The 14,678-nt window shown below is 62.8% G+C and carries 18 protein-coding genes; 2 read left to right on the forward strand and 16 right to left on the reverse strand.

What is annotated here, in order from left to right:
• Nucleotide 1: 1 nt before the first annotated feature.
• The 8 genes from Q0367_RS03030 to Q0367_RS03065 form a co-directional block, all read right to left on the reverse strand.
• Complete coding sequence (locus Q0367_RS03030; RefSeq protein ID WP_297634873.1) at nucleotides 2-313, reverse strand: cation:proton antiporter subunit C; 312 nt, start codon at nucleotides 311-313, stop codon at nucleotides 2-4.
• Nucleotides 310-1,026, reverse strand: a complete 717-nt coding sequence (locus tag Q0367_RS03035; protein ID WP_298980896.1) for a Na(+)/H(+) antiporter subunit B — start codon at nucleotides 1,024-1,026, stop codon at nucleotides 310-312. The genes Q0367_RS03030 and Q0367_RS03035 overlap by 4 nt, the downstream gene beginning before the upstream one ends.
• Complete coding sequence (locus Q0367_RS03040; RefSeq protein ID WP_297634867.1) at nucleotides 1,016-1,324, reverse strand: hydrogenase subunit MbhD domain-containing protein; 309 nt, start codon at nucleotides 1,322-1,324, stop codon at nucleotides 1,016-1,018. The genes Q0367_RS03035 and Q0367_RS03040 overlap by 11 nt, the downstream gene beginning before the upstream one ends.
• A gap of 31 nt (nucleotides 1,325-1,355) precedes the next feature.
• Nucleotides 1,356-1,715, reverse strand: coding sequence for a monovalent cation/H(+) antiporter subunit G (gene mnhG, locus Q0367_RS03045; RefSeq protein ID WP_297634864.1), 360 nt, complete (start codon nucleotides 1,713-1,715; stop codon nucleotides 1,356-1,358).
• Nucleotides 1,702-2,010: a monovalent cation/H+ antiporter complex subunit F gene (locus Q0367_RS03050; RefSeq protein ID WP_363325827.1), complete on the reverse strand. Its 309-nt coding sequence runs from the start codon at nucleotides 2,008-2,010 to the stop codon at nucleotides 1,702-1,704. The genes mnhG and Q0367_RS03050 overlap by 14 nt, the downstream gene beginning before the upstream one ends.
• Before the next feature lie 23 nt (nucleotides 2,011-2,033).
• Nucleotides 2,034-2,567 carry a Na+/H+ antiporter subunit E gene (locus Q0367_RS03055; protein WP_297634858.1) on the reverse strand — a complete coding sequence of 178 codons (534 nt, stop codon included), beginning with the start codon at nucleotides 2,565-2,567 and terminating at the stop codon, nucleotides 2,034-2,036.
• Complete coding sequence (locus Q0367_RS03060; RefSeq protein ID WP_298980898.1) at nucleotides 2,564-3,727, reverse strand: thiolase domain-containing protein; 1,164 nt, start codon at nucleotides 3,725-3,727, stop codon at nucleotides 2,564-2,566. Before Q0367_RS03060 ends, Q0367_RS03055 begins: the two co-directional genes overlap by 4 nt.
• Nucleotides 3,728-3,907: 180 nt before the next feature.
• Nucleotides 3,908-5,194, reverse strand: coding sequence for a cystathionine gamma-synthase family protein (locus tag Q0367_RS03065; protein ID WP_297634851.1), 1,287 nt, complete (start codon nucleotides 5,192-5,194; stop codon nucleotides 3,908-3,910).
• Between the two features lie 279 nt (nucleotides 5,195-5,473).
• On the opposite strand from Q0367_RS03065, the gene Q0367_RS03070 reads away from it, so the two are divergent.
• Together Q0367_RS03070 and Q0367_RS03075 are read left to right on the forward strand one after the other, a co-directional pair.
• The gene (locus tag Q0367_RS03070; protein ID WP_298980900.1) at nucleotides 5,474-6,097 is read left to right on the forward strand and encodes an NAD(P)-dependent oxidoreductase; all 624 of its coding nucleotides are present in this window, start codon (nucleotides 5,474-5,476) and stop codon (nucleotides 6,095-6,097) included.
• 6 nt (nucleotides 6,098-6,103) lie between these two features.
• The gene (locus Q0367_RS03075) at nucleotides 6,104-6,616 is read left to right on the forward strand and encodes a MarR family winged helix-turn-helix transcriptional regulator (protein WP_297634845.1); all 513 of its coding nucleotides are present in this window, start codon (nucleotides 6,104-6,106) and stop codon (nucleotides 6,614-6,616) included.
• Nucleotides 6,617-6,763: 147 nt separating this feature from the next.
• On the opposite strand, the gene Q0367_RS03080 is transcribed toward Q0367_RS03075, so the two are convergent.
• The 8 genes from Q0367_RS03080 to Q0367_RS03115 all read right to left on the reverse strand — a co-directional run.
• Nucleotides 6,764-7,891 carry an amidohydrolase family protein gene (locus Q0367_RS03080; RefSeq protein WP_297634842.1) on the reverse strand — a complete coding sequence of 376 codons (1,128 nt, stop codon included), beginning with the start codon at nucleotides 7,889-7,891 and terminating at the stop codon, nucleotides 6,764-6,766.
• Between the two features lie 22 nt (nucleotides 7,892-7,913).
• Nucleotides 7,914-9,266, reverse strand: a complete 1,353-nt coding sequence (locus Q0367_RS03085; RefSeq protein ID WP_297634839.1) for a glutamine synthetase family protein — start codon at nucleotides 9,264-9,266, stop codon at nucleotides 7,914-7,916.
• Nucleotides 9,267-9,384: 118 nt separating this feature from the next.
• The gene (locus Q0367_RS03090) at nucleotides 9,385-10,590 is read right to left on the reverse strand and encodes an ABC transporter substrate-binding protein (RefSeq protein WP_298980903.1); all 1,206 of its coding nucleotides are present in this window, start codon (nucleotides 10,588-10,590) and stop codon (nucleotides 9,385-9,387) included.
• Nucleotides 10,591-10,707: 117 nt separating this feature from the next.
• Nucleotides 10,708-11,751, reverse strand: coding sequence for a branched-chain amino acid ABC transporter permease (locus Q0367_RS03095; RefSeq protein WP_298980905.1), 1,044 nt, complete (start codon nucleotides 11,749-11,751; stop codon nucleotides 10,708-10,710).
• Between the two features lie 4 nt (nucleotides 11,752-11,755).
• Nucleotides 11,756-12,655, reverse strand: coding sequence for a branched-chain amino acid ABC transporter permease (locus tag Q0367_RS03100; protein ID WP_297634830.1), 900 nt, complete (start codon nucleotides 12,653-12,655; stop codon nucleotides 11,756-11,758).
• 188 nt (nucleotides 12,656-12,843) lie between these two features.
• Nucleotides 12,844-13,548, reverse strand: a complete 705-nt coding sequence (locus Q0367_RS03105; RefSeq protein WP_297634824.1) for an ABC transporter ATP-binding protein — start codon at nucleotides 13,546-13,548, stop codon at nucleotides 12,844-12,846.
• The gene (locus Q0367_RS03110; protein WP_298980907.1) at nucleotides 13,535-14,329 is read right to left on the reverse strand and encodes an ABC transporter ATP-binding protein; all 795 of its coding nucleotides are present in this window, start codon (nucleotides 14,327-14,329) and stop codon (nucleotides 13,535-13,537) included. Before Q0367_RS03110 ends, Q0367_RS03105 begins: the two co-directional genes overlap by 14 nt.
• Nucleotides 14,330-14,410: 81 nt before the next feature.
• The coding region (locus tag Q0367_RS03115; RefSeq protein WP_298980909.1) for a hypothetical protein at nucleotides 14,411-14,678 on the reverse strand (268 nt) is incomplete at its 5' end.

Genomic DNA, 14,678 nt, shown 5'->3' on the forward strand with positions numbered 1-14,678 from the left:
GTTACGTCTCCTCGTCCGTTTCCAGGCGCGCGGAGCCGGTGAGCGCCTGAATGCGAGTCGCAAGCGTCAACGCTAGCCCCGTTGCGCAGACGGCCACTACAATGCCTGTAATGACCAGGGCGTGCGGCACAGGGTCGGCGCGCTGCGTCGGCCCTTGATAGGCGATGGAAATGAAGACCATGAAAACGCCGGTGCCCATGACATTCATCGCCAGGATTTTGCGCAGCAGATGTGGATAGGCGAGCAGCGCATACAGCCCCATGCCGAAGAGCAGGACGCCGGCCAGTGTGTAGAGCGTTGCGGCGTCGATCATTTCTCTTCCTCTCTGCGCGGGTAGCCGCCGATGAAAAGCACGGCCAACGTGACGCCAATCGAGAACATGGCCGCCCCCTCAATCACGAGAATCACCGTTTTGGCCTGCTCTGGAGGATATTGCAACAAGCCGCCCGTCAAAAGCAGCAGCCCAACCGCAGCGATGACAAAGGCCGCCACGCCTGCTCCCAGCAGCAGGCGTAGCCAGAAGGGCCGGCCTGCGTGCGGCAGCCAAACGGCGGCCGCCACCCACAAGACGCCGACGCCGCCCAACACCGCGCCGCCCTGAAAGGCGCCGCCCGGCTCATCGGCGCCGAGCCATAACATGTAGCCTGCAACCACGATCATCAGCGGCAAGAGCAGCCGCACAAAGGTCGCCAGCACCGGCGTGTCGGGCGTCTTGAACCAGATGCGCGCCCTCGGCGCAATCGCCCAGACGCCGACGATCGCCAGCAACAGCACGGCTACTTCAAGCAAGGTGTCATAGCCGCGATAGTTGAGCAACACCGCCGTCACCGGGTTCAAAACCCCGCTGCGAGGCAGGGAGTCGATCGCCAGCGGAGCCAACCTGCCGACGTTGGCGGGAAAGGTGAGCGCAGCCGTCGCCAGGGCGGCGACCAGCGCCGTCGTCAACGCCAGGACGAAGAGGCGCGGCCGCGTCAGCCGGGTGTCGTCGTCGGCTTGCAGCGCGCGATCGATGTCTCTAGTTTGCATTGCTTCCCTCCTTCGTGGATTTCGGCGCAGCCTCCACTTGCAATCGTCGCTTTTGCGCAGCGCGTTGCATGGCGCTCAACGTCGAGAGCAGCAGCGCGCCGGTCAGCCCCGAGCCGACCGCGGCCTCCGCCAGCGCCACATCGGGCGCCTGCAGCCGCACCCACGCCAGCGCCACCAGCAATCCGAACGCAATGAACAGCATCACTGCGCGTAGCAAGTTCGGCGTCGTCAGAGCCAGCCAGGCGCAGGCCAGCAAAATGATCACCAGCGTCGCGTCGAACCACTCAACCACCATCATGGCGACTCCTCTTCCCTCGTTTCCGGTGTTTTCACAGCCTGGAGTCGGCGATGCGTTTTTCGGCGACGCCAGGCTTCGCCCGCTTTTCAACGACCGGAGCCCGTTCCTCTTCCATCTGCTGGAGCGCTCTGCGCGCAATCAGATGCGCGACGGTGGCGCTGGCGAAGAGCACAAGCGCCCAGATGAACACCAGCTTGAGCCGCACCAGCCAGTCCTCGATTTGAAAGAGGGCGCTGAGCACGATCAGCCCCAGGCCGAGGTTGTCGGCCTTGGTCAGCGCATGAAGCCGCGTGAACACATCGGGCAGGCGCAACAGGCCGACGGTGCCGGCTAAAAAGAAAAACCCTCCAAGCGCCAGACAGGTTAAGGAGATCAGGTCATTCCAGCTCATGACGCTCTTTTTCCTCCGTCGTCGTTCCATGCGGGGGCCGACCGTAGTGCGCCCCGTATTGGGTGAAAACGACGCCCAGGACGCCCGCCAGCAACGCAAAGATCAATGCGACGTTCTGAAACGCTACGTTGCCGACCGCCACCGACAAAAGGATCAGGATCGCAGTTCCGGTCGTGCCGAACAACTGAATGGCCAGCAGGCGGTCGGCGCTGGTCGGCCCGCGCCAGATGCGGATCAACCCTGCGCCGATTGTCAGCAAGAGAAAGAGGGCGGCTGCATGATAGACGGAATCCATCGCCATGGGAACCTGCACCCAGTTCAAATTGCGCTGTTTTGCTGTTGTGAGGAGAGCGCCAGATTGAAGCCGTACATGTCGCCGATGCGCTCCTCCAGAGTCCTCAGTTCTTCCATCACGTGGGCGTCCACGTCCAGCGCGTTCACGACCAATACGTCGCCTTGCAGATCGACGCCCAGGGTGCCGGGCAGCAGGCTCGCCGCGTTCGACATGACGACGCGCGCCGAACAAGGAGGCAGGCGCAAAGGATAGCGCACCATCCCTGGCTTCAGCGGCATTTGAGGGCGCATGACCCGGCTGGCGACGTCGATGCTGCTGAACAGCGACTTCCAGAAGAAATAAAGGGCGAAGCGCACGGCGCCGATGGGATGAATCCGCCATCGACGCGGAGAGAGCATGGCGAAGCTGAAGGCTGTGGCGAGCGCAATGATCGGAATGCCTAGCGTCCAGGACTCAGCGTCGCCACGGTTCAGCACCCACCACAGTGCAGCGAAACCGAGGCTGCGCAGCATCGCGTCGAGCGCCATAAGGAGCGTCGGCGAGGGTTGCCTTTTCATGCGCCGAGAATATGGGTGATGATGGTGGCGCCGCTGCCGCCGATATTCTGCGCCATCGCCAGGCGCGCGTTGGGCACCTGGTTGGCGCCGGCTGCGCCGGTCAACTGCAACACACACTCGACGATCTGATAGACGCCGGTGGCGCCGACGGGATGGCCGCGGCTCTTCAGGCCGCCCATCGTGCTGATCGGGATGCGGCCGTGGATGCCGATCTCCCCTTCATGCGCCATGCGCCAGCCCTCCCCGCGGCGCGCAAAGCCGTTCGCCTCCAGGCTCAGCGCCGTCATGATGGTGAAGGCGTCGTGCAGCTCGAAGAGGTCGAGATCCTCGGGCGAGACGCCCGCCTGTCGAAAGGCTTTCTGGCTGCTGATGTGCGCCGCTTCCAGGAAGAGCGGGTCGCGGCGGTCGTGCACGGCCAGCGTATCGTTGGCGCTGGCGCTCGCCAGAATCTGCACCGCGCCGCGATGATGGCCGGTCGTGAAGCGATGCGCCCACTCGGTCGGCGCCAACACCACCGCGGCGGCGCCGTCGCAGACCGGGCTGCTGTCCATGATGTTGATGGGCGTGGCGATCACCGGCGCGCGCAGATAGTCTTCGAGCGTGATCGGCTCTTGAAACATGGCGTTCGGGTTGTTGGCGCCGTTGCGATGCGCGTTGATGCTGAAGCCGGCGAAGGCGTCGAGCGGAACGTCGTATTCATACATGTATCGTTGCATGATCAGGGCGTTCAGGCCCACGAAGCTGACGCCGTGCAGCGCCTCATATTCGGCGTCGGCCGCCGTCGCCAGGCCGGCGGTGGTGTCTTTGCCCACCGTGTCGGTCATCTTCTCCAGCCCGGCGACAATGACGATGTCGTGAAAGCCGCTGGCGACGGCCATCGTCCCGACGCGCAGCGCGGCCGCGCCGCTGGCGCACGCCGCCTCGACTTTCGCCGCCTCAATGCCGTGCATTCCGCAAAAATCCGCCACCAGCGTGCCGAGGTGCTCCTGGTCGAGCAGATTCCCGCTGAGCATGTTGCCGACGAAGAGCGCATCGGCGCGCTCGACGCCCGCATCCGCCATGGCGCTGGAAATCGCCTCATAGGCGAGCTCGCGCGCAGAGCGCTCCCACAGTTCGCCGACCGGAGTCTGGCCGATGCCGATAATCGAAACAGAACGCATAAACCCTCCTGATGATTTTCGTCTCGGCGGTCAGGCGTCGTCACGCGCCTGGGCCGCGTTCAATTTTGTCTTATTGTACCGGCAACAGGCAAACGTGCATGTAATCGAGACCGCTTTGCAGGGGAGACGAAGGTCATCCCACCCATCATGTTCAGGATGCAGCGGCGCCGGCGAGGACGGTCAAACTGCTGCGAGCGCCTGCTCTAAATCTGCGAGCAAATCTTCCGGGTGCTCGACGCCGATGGAGAGGCGCACCATCTTGTCGGTGATGCCCATCTCGATGCGCTCCTCCGGGTCCACGTCGGAGTGCGTCATGGAGGCCGGGTGTTCGGCCAGGGATTCGGTGCCGCCCAGGCTGACGGCCAGGTGAAAAAGCTGCAGCGCGTTGAGGAAACGGAACGCCTCCGCCTCGCCGCCGACGATTTCAAAGCTGATCATGCTGCCGGGCGCCAGGCACTGCCGCCGATAGAGCGCGTGCTCGGGCGTGTCCGGCGCGAGATGACCGAGATAATAGACGCGCTCCACCTTGGGATGGTCGGCCAGAAAGTCGGCGACGTAGCGCGCGTTTTTCATCTGCGAGGTCATGCGCAGCTTGAGCGTCTCCAGACTGCGCAGCAACATCCAGCCGGTCATGGGGCTGGCCATGGTGCCGAAGATGGTGCGAAAGGTTTTCACCTGATCGATCAGGCTCCTGGCGCCGAGCGCCACGCCCGCGATCAGGTCGCTGTGTCCGCCGATGAACTTGGTGGCGGAGTAGAGCACAAGATCGGCGCCATGCTGCAACGGGTGTTGCCAGAGCGGGCCGAGGAAGGTGTTGTCCACGGCGAGCAGCACCTGGCGCCCGGGACGCGAGAGCCGACGCGCCAGCCCGGCGCAGGCGGCGATGTCGACCAGGGCGTTGGTGGGGTTGGCGGGCGTCTCGATGTAGATCATGCCGACGTGCTCGCGGAGGTTGCGGTCGAGCAGCGCCTGCTCGAAGCCCTCCATGCCTGCATTCGCCAGCACGCCGACCGGGCGAATGCCGAAGCGAGGCAGGATGTGCTTGAGCAAATAGTCGGTGCCTCCGTAGACCGGCTCGCTGAAGAGCACCACGTCGCCCGGCGTCAGGAAGGTGAGCAGCGTGGTGGTGATCGCCGCCATCCCGCTCTCGAAGACCGCCGCAGCCTCGGCTTCGTCCCACAGAGTGAGTCGGTCTTCGAGGATTTCCAGGTTAGGATTGTTGAGGCGGCTATAGATCAGCCCCATCTCTTCGCCAGGCCGTTCTTTGCGCAGCCCATAGGCAAGCTCGAAAAAGGCCTTGCCTTCCTCTGCGCTTTGAAACACAAAAGTCGAAGTGAGAAAGAGCGGCGGCTTGATGGCGCCCACCGAAAGCTCGGGGCGATAGCCGTAGCCCATCATCAGGCTTTCAGGCCGGAGGCGTTTGCCGGCGATGGTGCGTCGATGGGAGTCATGTTGATTTGTGGTCATGTGGCGTCTCCATTGACATGATTTGACCGGAAGGAAAGGATATTTTCATTATAGCTGCAGTGAACGCCGCAACGAATCGGCCATCCAGCCAGGAACGTGGACGACAAAAACAAAATCCTTTCCACTTTGTGACTTCGCGTCGTTGTGGTTGATTTTTCCGGCCAGGAAAGCGGACGACGCAAACAAAATTCTTTTCCACCCTTAAAAACGAATTGACAGTGGCGCATCTTTTCGGTAAGGTTACTGCACTGTGCAAGAGGTTTTGTGGAATTGCCTGTCGTGAAGATCGCATTGTTTGGCGCCACAGGTCGCACCGGTCGCCATATTTTGCGGGCAGCCCTTGCCGATAGTCATCAGGTGCACGCGCTGGTGCGCAGCCCATCGAAGTTGACGCTCCCCGACGAAGCCGTCGTAGTCTTTGTGGGCGACGCGCTGGACGTGGAAATGGTGAAGTACACCATGCGCGAATGCGATGTTGTGGCCAGCGCGTTGGGGCTCACCGACCCTTTTAAGCCGGAAGCGCTTTCGCAGGCGACGGCCAACATTATCGCCGCCATGGAGAGCCTGGGCTTGCAGCGTCTGGTGGCGGTGGCCGGTGCAGGCATCCTGCAGGATCGCAAGACAGGGCGTCTGCGCCTGGAGTCGCCGGACTTCAATCCCGCCTATCTTCCCTATGCCAGGGAGCATTTCCGGATGTTGGAGCTATTGACGCATTCCCATCTGGCCTGGACGTTGGTCTGTCCGCCGGCCATGCGCGAAACGCCGTCCGTTCCGCTGCGCGCCGAAGCGAACGTTCTACCGGAAGGGGGGCGCAGGGCGTCTTACGCGGCGGTGGGAGAGTTTGTATACAGGTTGCTGAGTTCGTTGGAGTATCTCCACCAGTGCGTGGGGGTCGCCGAGTGAGGAGTTATGCCTACGCATTATAAAGGAACGCCCGAAGAAATGCTGGCGCTGGATACATTCATCAAGCTGACGCGCGCCAACAACTCTCTGATGGCGCGTATCGCCCAACACGGCACCCATCCCACCCTGAGCGTCAGCCAATTCGGCACGCTGGAGGCGCTCTATCACCTTGGCCCGATGTCGCAGACGGAGATCTGCGGCAAGCTGCTCAAGAGCGGCGGCAACACGACGTTGGTTATCGACAACCTTGAAAAGCGCGGCCTGGTGCGCCGACGCAGGGCCCCGGAGGACCGTCGCGTGATCATCGTCGAGCTGACCGAAGAAGGGCGAGAATTGATCCGCTCCATCTTTCCGCGCCATGCTCAGGTCATCGCTCAGGAGATGTCCGTGCTCACGCCCGAGGAGCAGCGGATTCTGGGCGAGCTTTGCAAGAAGCTAGGCAAGGGGCGGACCTCCTGCGCTCCCCAGACGGATGAAGCATCGTGCGAGGCAGCTCCAGAGTTGGAGCCTCAAAGTTGAATCTGCTTGTTGGTCATCGTGAGCCTGACGGTTGCGACGGCAATGAATTAGCCCCCACAATCAATCGGCAGAGACGCAGAGAACACAGAGGCCGATGGCGGCGTGCTCTGTGTTCTCTGTGTTTTGTGACGAAAAACGCCTCCCGTTTCAGGAAAGCTGATACAAGCGCTGCGCGTTGTCCCAGAGAATGTCCTGTGCCGCCTGCATCGCCTCCTCTTCCTTTAAAAAGCCTTGTTGCGTTAACTCGGTCAACGCCTGAGCGAGTCCCCAACGTCCCCAGCGCGCGGCGATCCAGTAAATCTCGGGCATCGTGAAGGCGTCGGTGGCGAAGAGCACCTTGCGGAAGGGCGCCATGCCCAAAATATCGCGAATCATGGCGGGGATGCCTACGGTGGCGAAGGGCACGGCGAGCGAGAGGTCCATCCAGACGTTAGGATAGATGGCGGTGAGGTGCGTCAACTCGCGGAAGAAGGGCCAGCCTGCGTGCAGCAGGACCAGTTGCACGGCGGGATATGCCTCGATTACGTTGCGCAGATGCAGCGGGTTCGCATAGCGAAGATCAGCGTCGCTGTCGCCGAAGCCGGTGTGAAACTGGATCGGCAGCGTCTGTCGCTCCGCCTCGACCAGGGCGAGATGCACGATGTAATCGCACAACCCTTTGCGCGCCAGACGCACGCGGCCCTCGCGAGCCGCCATTGCCTTTAAGTATGCAAAATCCCGCTGCGCCGCCTCCCGGTCAGGCGCATCGATTTGCAATCCTGTGCGGTAGGCGATGATGCTCTTGAACGCCACGACGCCCTGGTCGCGCGCCGCAGCGATGCGCTCCCGGAACGCCTCGAGCATGCGCTCGAACGTTGGCTCGGCCACGATCAGCTCCTCGGCGAGGCGCTCCAGCCGCAAGATCGGATGGACGGGGCAGGGCAGCAGCGCCTGCATGCCCGCATGGTCATAGGCTTCGGCGCTGCCGTAGCCGTAGTCGCAGAGCACCATGCCGATGTTGACGTCGGCGAAGAGGCGGGCCGTGTACTCCTTTTCACTGAGACGTGCGCGCGCCGCCAGAATCCCCTCTACAGTCGGCTCGCTTCCCAAAAATTCCGCCAACCATCGGATAGCCGTGCGAAAGACGAGCAGGCTGGGCACGTAGCGCTGATGGGTCACAGGATCGGTCGATTCGGTGAACCAGCGTTGAAAGCGCGCTGGATCGTCTGTGGCCGTGCGGCGCAGAAACGGATGCGCATGGTGATCGAGAATGGGAATGTGGTCGAAGTTCAACATGGAGCGGAGTCCATCGGCGTCTTCAGAACTTGTAGATGTGGTGCTTGATCTCGAAATCGACGTCCTGGGCGGAGAAGGCGGCGTACTCCGAGCGCTTGACGGTGATGTACGCGTTCGCCAGCACCGGCCCCAACGCCTCCATCAGCACCGGGTCGGCCTCCAGCGCGTCGAGCGCCTCGGCCTGGGTTGTCGGATAGCGGCGGATGCCGCGCGCAGCGCGTTCCTCCTCGCTGTAGTTGCCCGGATCGATCAGCGTCGCCTGACCCGGCGTCAGCTCCCGCTTCACGCCGTCCAAGCCGGCGGCGATCAATCCGCCCAGCGCCAGGTAAGGGTTGCTGCTGGAGTCCGAAGCCTTCAGCTCCAGGTTGATGCTGGTGTCCTCGCTGCCCCAGTGTCCGGAGACGACGCGCACCGCCGCCTCGCGGTTGTCCGGCCCCCAGGCGGTGTAGGCGCTGCTCCAGAAATGGGGTTGGAGACGGCGGAAGGAGTTGTAGCTTGGCGTCGTCAGCGCCAGCAGGCCGGGGAGGTGCTCCAGCACGCCGGCGATGAAGTGATAGCCAACTTTGCTGAGCAGATACGGGTCCGAAGGATCATAGAGCAGGTTGCGCTTGCCTTCCAGGTCCCATAGGCTCCAGTGAATGTGGCAGCCGTTGCCGGCCTGGTCGGGCATGGGCTTGGGCGCCAGCGAGGCGATGACGCCGAACCGCGCGGCGACGCTGCGAATGGTTTCGCGGAACCAGATTTGGTTGTCGGCGGCGCGTAACACCGGCGCATGATGCAACGGCATTTCATGTTGGCCATGACCTAGCTCCGGGTAGTAGGCGTCCACCGGAATGCCCTGCGCCTCGAACGCGGCGACGATGGCGTCGATCACGTCGGCGGCGGCCGTCATCGAGATCGTGCTGAAGCAGAGGCCGGTGTCGATGGGGACATACTTCCCCGGCGCTTCTTCGCGGAAGAGGCTGAACTCGCCTTCCATCGCCGCCTGCATGGTCATGCCGGCGTCGGCGAGGCGGGCAATCATGCGCTTGAGGAAAGAGCGCGGGCACGCCTCCCACGGCTGACGGTCGAGCTTGATCATGTCGCACATCATGGCGGCGCTGTGGGGGGCGTAGGGCAGAATCACCAGGCTGTCGGGGTCGGGCACCAGGCGAATCTCGCCGACCGGCCCCATGCCCTCGACCGGCTGAAGCTGGTCGAGCATGTTCATCGCCTGCATGGCCAACGTCAGACCCTGCCCCGAAGCCATGCGGCTGGCCAGCCGCTCGATCGGCACCAACTTGCCGCGAATCGTGCAGCCGTTGTCACAATAGAGAAAGCGGACCAGGCGCACACCCGCCGCCTTGCACTGGGTGACGACTTGGTCGATGTTCATAACAAATTCCCTTTCCTGATGTTGCGGGCTGTATGGTGCATGTGGCGTGATGGGTGTTTCGTGTTGCGTGTCTCGTTACAGAACGCGAAACACGCAACACGCACCCCTTGTCGTTAATTTACGGTTGGATTTCGGTGACGAAGGAATAGACGCCGTCTTGCACCTGGATGATCGTCACCGACTTGATCGGCTTGCGCTGTCCTTCGGGATAGCTGATGACGCCCGTCACGCCCTGGAAGCCTTGTGTGGCCGCCAGTGCGTCGCGAATGGCGGCGGGCTCCGTCGAACCGGCGCGGCGGATGGCGTCGGCGATCAGGTTCATGGTGTCATAGCCCAGCGCAGCGAAGGCGTTCTCCGGTCGGCGGCCGTACTCCGCCTCATAGGCGGCGACGAACGACTGCACAATCTCCGCCTCGTTGTCCAGCGAAGCGTGCGTCGAGAAGTAGACGTCGTCGGCCAGCTCGCCCGCCACCTCGCCGATCAGCGGCGTGTCGAAGCCGTCGCCGGAGATGATGGGTTGCGTCAGCCCGGCTTCGCGGAATTGCTTGGTGGTGATGCCCGCCTCGTTCGGGATCGCCGAAATGAAGAGCACGTCCGGCTGCGGGTCCAGCGCCTTCACGCGCGCGATCTGGGCCGAGAAGTCGGTGTCGCCGGAGTTGTAGGTGTCCTCCAGCACGATGGTTCCGCCGTTGGCCTCCCAGCGCTCCTTGAAGAAGCGCGCCAGCGCAGTGGTGAAGTCATACGCCTGATCGACGAGCATGTAGGCCGTGCGCGCGCCCAGCTCGTTGAAGGCGTAGTCGGCGATGGCGTAGGCCTGGGCGTCGTCGCCGAAGGGCGCCATGAAGAAGTAGTCGCCGATCTGTTCGGGCAACGCCGGCAGCGTGGCGCCCGCCGTGACGAAGGGGATGCCCGCCGCCTGCGCGATGGGGCCAGCCGCCAGCGCAAAGGTCGAATCGTTTAACCCGCCGATCGCCACGACCTTGTGCACCTCGATCAGCTCGGTGGCGGCGCTGGTCGTCGCCGTCTGGTCGGACTTGCCATCGATGGCGATCACCTCGATCATCTGGCCGTTGATGCCGCCGGCCTCATTGATCTGTTTGGCCGCCAGCTTGAAGCCGTTGAGGCCCGGACCGTCGATCGAAGCCATGCCGCCCGTCACGCCGTAGAGCGCGCCGATCTTGATCGCGCCTGCGGCGGGCGCCGCCTCCTGTGCAGGCGCCTCGGTCGCCGCCGGCGCAGCAGCGGGCGCCACCGGAGCCGGACAGCCGGCCAGCGCAAGGCTTAGCGCCAACAACAATGAGAGCATCGTCCATGTGCGTCGCATAGAGTCCCTCCTTTTAGAAAGAAAAAGAACACGGAAAATAAAACGATGAAACGATCAGAGCTTGTGGTGCAGGCCGGTCGCCTTTCCACCTCCAATCTCTCATCCCCGATCCTCCGATCACCGCTCCACCATCCCCGGCAACCGGATTTCCCTGCCGCCGAACAGCCCCTGTCTGCGGAAGATCATCACCAGCGCAGCCAGCAGGGCGATAATGATCTGACTCAAGCCGTAGAGCGGAGTCCCGCCGGCGGCCAGCGCCGTCTCCACCTGACGCAAGCTCTCCGGCAACAGCGTCAACAGCACGGCGCCGATCACCGAGCCGGTGATGCTGCCCATGCCGCCCACCACCAGCATCACCACGATGTTGAAGGTGATGACAAACGAAAACGACGACGGCGTGATGGCCGTGATCAGATGGGCGTACAGCGAGCCGGCGACGCCGGCGAAGAAGGCGCTCAAAACGAAAGCCAGCAAGCGCGTGCGCAGCACATTCACCCCGCGCGCCTGCGCCGCCAGCCAGTCCTCGCGGATGGCGATCATGGCGCGGCCGTAGGGGGAGTGCACCACCATCCACACCACGTAGATCGTCAACACGGCCCAGCCGAAGGTCCACCAAATGTTGCTGAGCGGCGGAATGCCGTTGATGCCGCGCGCGCCGCGCGTCACGTCCTGCCAGTTGTTGGCGACCACGCGCACGATCACCATCAGCCCTAGCGTGGCGACGGCCAGATAGTGGCCGCGCAGCCGCAACACGGGAAGTCCAACGATCACCGCAGCGATCGCCGCCATCACGCCGCCGGCGATCGTCGCCGGCAGGAACGGGATCGAGGTCGCTTGCAGCCACGTCGGCAGGCCGGGGAAGGAGGCCGTTTTCATGGCGACCGGAAGCGAGAGCAGCGCCGCCGTGTAGGCGCCGATCGACATGAACGCGGCGATGCCGAGCGAGAAGTCCCCGGCGAAGCCATTGGTCAGGTTCAGGCTGACGGTCAGAATGATGTTGATCCCGATCACCGCCAGAATGCGAAGGTAATAATTGTTCAATGTGCTCTGCGCCAGCCACAACAGCGTCGCCAACAGCGCAATGTACGCGCCGCCCACCAGCAGATTGCGCGCCGCCCCGTTGATGTTCACCCTGCGCACGCTTTCCATCGCTCGAGACATATCGCTACGCCCGCTCCTCTGTGGATGCGCCGAGAATGCCGTTGGGGCGAATCAGAAGGATGAGGAGCAGCAGGGCGAAGACAAAGGCGTCGCGGTAACCCGAATAGGCGGGCGGCAGAAAACCCACGAAGAAGATTTCGGCGAAGCCCAGCAGATAGCCGCCCAATACTGCGCCGGGAATGACGCCGATGCCTCCGATCACGGCGGCCACGAAGGCCTTAAGCCCCGGCAAAAAGCCCATGAACGGCTCTACAGTAGAGTACTTGGCCGCCCACAGCCAGCCTGCGGCGGCGGCCAACATGGAGCCAAGAAAGAAGGCGACCATCACCACGCGGTTGATGTCGATGCCCATCAGCCTGGCCGCGCGCAAGTTTTCCGCCGCCGCGCGCATGGCGATGCCTGTGCGCGTGTTGCGCACGTAGAGCGTCAACGCCGCCATTAACGCCACCGACAGCCCAACGGTCAGCGCATCGAGCGTGCTGAAGCTGACCCCCGCCACTGTGTGAAGCTGATTGACCCCCGCCGGCAAGTTGAAGGCGCGCGGCTGCGCCGTCACCGTCATCACCATCGAGTTCTCGATGATGCTGCTGACCGCCAGCGAGGTGATCAACATCGTGACCTCCGGCGCTCCCCGCAACGGCCGATAGGCGAGCCGCTCCACCAGGATGCCCACAAAGCCGATCACGAGCATCGGGATGAACAGCGTCAGGATCAAAGGGGTGAACGCAGCGCTCACCAACAGCAGGCCCAGATAGGCGCCCAGCATCAGCAGATCGCCGTGCGCAAAATTGATCAGCCGCAACAGGCCGTACACCATGGTCAGCCCGATGGCGATCAGCGCATACATGCTGCCCAGGTTCACGCCGTTGATAATCTGTTGCGCAACATAAGTCGGTGTGAACAACGTCTGTGCTCTCCTCTCAAAGCTCCCAGCCCAAAGTCTGTCGACCCCACTCCGACGCCAGCCCCGCCCCCGTCAAGGCGACGGCGGCCAGCGCTGAATCACGCCAGCTAAAGTCGAGCCAAACGCCCATGGTGAAGATAAACGCGAAGATGATTGCGCTAGAATCGCGTAGGTGTTTTTCAACAGGGTCATTGACTTAAGTACGCCTTTCTAACTTCCGGATTGTCGATCAATTGTTTCGCCGGTCCGGCGAGCCGCACTTCACCGGTTTCGAGCACATAGGCGCGATCGGCGACGGTCAGCGCCAGGTGCGCATTTTGCTCGACCAGTAAGATGGTCACCCCCTCTTCATGCAGTTGCTGAATGACGCTGAAGATGCGCTGCACGATCAACGGCGCCAGTCCCAACGAAGGCTCGTCGAGCATCAAAAGGCGCGGTCGGCTCATCAGCGCGCGGCCGATGGCCAGCATCTGCTGCTCGCCGCCGCTGAGCGTGCCGGCCAGCTGCGAGCGCCGCTCAAGCAGCCGTGGAAAGAGCGCATAGACGCGGTCAAGGTCCTGCTTCACGCCGGCGCTGTCCTTGCGCTGATACGCCCCCAAGCGCAGATTCTCCTGCACCGTCAGCCGACCGAAGACCAGCCGCCCTTCCGGGCAGTGGGCGACGCCCCGCGCCACGATCGCATGCGGGGGCAGCTTCGTCGTCTCTTCGCCGTCGATGACGATGCGCCCGCTGCGGATCGGCGCCATGCCGGAGATCGCCATGAGCGTGCTGGTTTTGCCTGCACCGTTATTGCCGATCAGCGTCACCAACTCGCCCTCCCCCACTTCCAGCGACACGCCCCGCACAGCCTCGATGCCGCCGTAGGCGACGGTCAGATCTTCAACGCGCACCATGGTTTTCCACCTGTCCCAAATAGGCTTCCACCACCAGCGGATTGCGCCGAATCTCGTCGGGCGCGCCTTCGGCGATCAGCCGACCATAGTTGAGCACCTGGATGCGCGAGCACATGTTCATGATCAGGCGCATGTTGTGTTCGATCAAAATGGTCGTCAGATTGAACTCTCGATGCAGGCGCAGGATCAGATGCATCAGCGCGTCCGCCTCGGTGGGGTTCATGCCGGCGGCCGGCTCATCGAGCAACAACAGGCGAGGGCGCAACGCCAGCGCACAGGCCAGCTCCAGCCGCCGTTGCTGGCCGTAGCTCAGCTGCGCAGCGGGCTTATGCGCTGCATCCGCCAGATCGACGAGCGCCAGCAATTCCCGCGCGCTTTGGGTCAACGTCGCCTCGCTGCGCAAGAAGTGGGGCGTGCGCAAGACCACCTGCCAGAGCGCCACGCTTTCGTGCATCTGGAGCGGAATGCGCAGATTTTCCAGCGCCGTCAACGCCGGAAAGAGCCGCACCTTCTGAAAGGTGCGAGCCACGCCCAGACGGGCGATCTCGTCGGGCCGGCGCCTGGTGACCTCGACGCCGGCAAAGCGAATCACGCCGGTCGTCGCCGGCGTGACGCCTGTGAGCAGGTTGAAGAGCGTCGTCTTGCCGGCGCCGTTGGGGCCGATGACGCCGAGCAACTCTCCTTGACGAAGGGAGAGGTTGTACTCTTCCAGGGCTTGCAACCCGCGAAACGATTTCCCCAGGCGCTCGACGTTGAGCAGCAATGCGGATGAGTCAGCCATCGCCATGCGTTTCTGTTTCGGTCAAGCGATTCAGACACAAGAAGTCAAAATGATGCGGAAAGGTCGAAGCGATGAAAAAATTCACGCGCTCTGTGAATTTTCCCAACCAGAAAAAGTATAAACCGGCGTTGGCAGGCTGTCAAAAGGCAAAAAAATGACCGACCGAAAATGCTGCGAAAGGAGGGCGCTTGTTTTTACAGACAAATTGCCGATGAGGCCAATTTGCATGGATCGAGGCCTTGGGCGCAGAATGACAAAATCATCAGATTTTACCATTCCAAAATCATTACGAATCATCGATTGCGCGTTGAGAAAAGAGCCATGAAACTCTTGAACTGGATCACTCCCG

Source organism: uncultured Caldilinea sp. (genome assembly GCF_937128415.1).
Lineage (GTDB): Bacteria > Chloroflexota > Anaerolineae > Caldilineales > Caldilineaceae > Caldilinea.

Bases quoted from the DNA above. Each gene is read 5' to 3' on its own strand.
- Q0367_RS03050 (WP_363325827.1), bottom strand. From the start codon at position 2,010: ATGGATTCCGTCTATCATGCAGCCGCCCTCTTTCTCTTGCTGACAATC.
- Q0367_RS03105 (WP_297634824.1), bottom strand. From the start codon at position 13,548: ATGGTGCGCGTTGAAGATCTGACCGTCGCCTACGGCGGCATCGAGGCT.
- Q0367_RS03085 (WP_297634839.1), bottom strand. From the start codon at position 9,266: ATGAACATCGACCAAGTCGTCACCCAGTGCAAGGCGGCGGGTGTGCGC.
- Q0367_RS03055 (WP_297634858.1), bottom strand. From the start codon at position 2,567: ATGAAAAGGCAACCCTCGCCGACGCTCCTTATGGCGCTCGACGCGATG.
- mnhG (WP_297634864.1), bottom strand. From the start codon at position 1,715: ATGAGCTGGAATGACCTGATCTCCTTAACCTGTCTGGCGCTTGGAGGG.
- Q0367_RS03090 (WP_298980903.1), bottom strand. From the start codon at position 10,590: ATGCGACGCACATGGACGATGCTCTCATTGTTGTTGGCGCTAAGCCTT.
- Q0367_RS03035 (WP_298980896.1), bottom strand. From the start codon at position 1,026: ATGCAAACTAGAGACATCGATCGCGCGCTGCAAGCCGACGACGACACC.
- Q0367_RS03030 (WP_297634873.1), bottom strand. From the start codon at position 313: ATGATCGACGCCGCAACGCTCTACACACTGGCCGGCGTCCTGCTCTTC.
- Q0367_RS03065 (WP_297634851.1), bottom strand. From the start codon at position 5,194: ATGACCACAAATCAACATGACTCCCATCGACGCACCATCGCCGGCAAA.
- Q0367_RS03110 (WP_298980907.1), bottom strand. From the start codon at position 14,329: ATGGCTGACTCATCCGCATTGCTGCTCAACGTCGAGCGCCTGGGGAAA.
- Q0367_RS03040 (WP_297634867.1), bottom strand. From the start codon at position 1,324: ATGATGGTGGTTGAGTGGTTCGACGCGACGCTGGTGATCATTTTGCTG.
- Q0367_RS03095 (WP_298980905.1), bottom strand. From the start codon at position 11,751: ATGTCTCGAGCGATGGAAAGCGTGCGCAGGGTGAACATCAACGGGGCG.
- Q0367_RS03080 (WP_297634842.1), bottom strand. From the start codon at position 7,891: ATGTTGAACTTCGACCACATTCCCATTCTCGATCACCATGCGCATCCG.
- Q0367_RS03075 (WP_297634845.1), top strand. From the start codon at position 6,104: ATGCCTACGCATTATAAAGGAACGCCCGAAGAAATGCTGGCGCTGGAT.
- Q0367_RS03060 (WP_298980898.1), bottom strand. From the start codon at position 3,727: ATGCGTTCTGTTTCGATTATCGGCATCGGCCAGACTCCGGTCGGCGAA.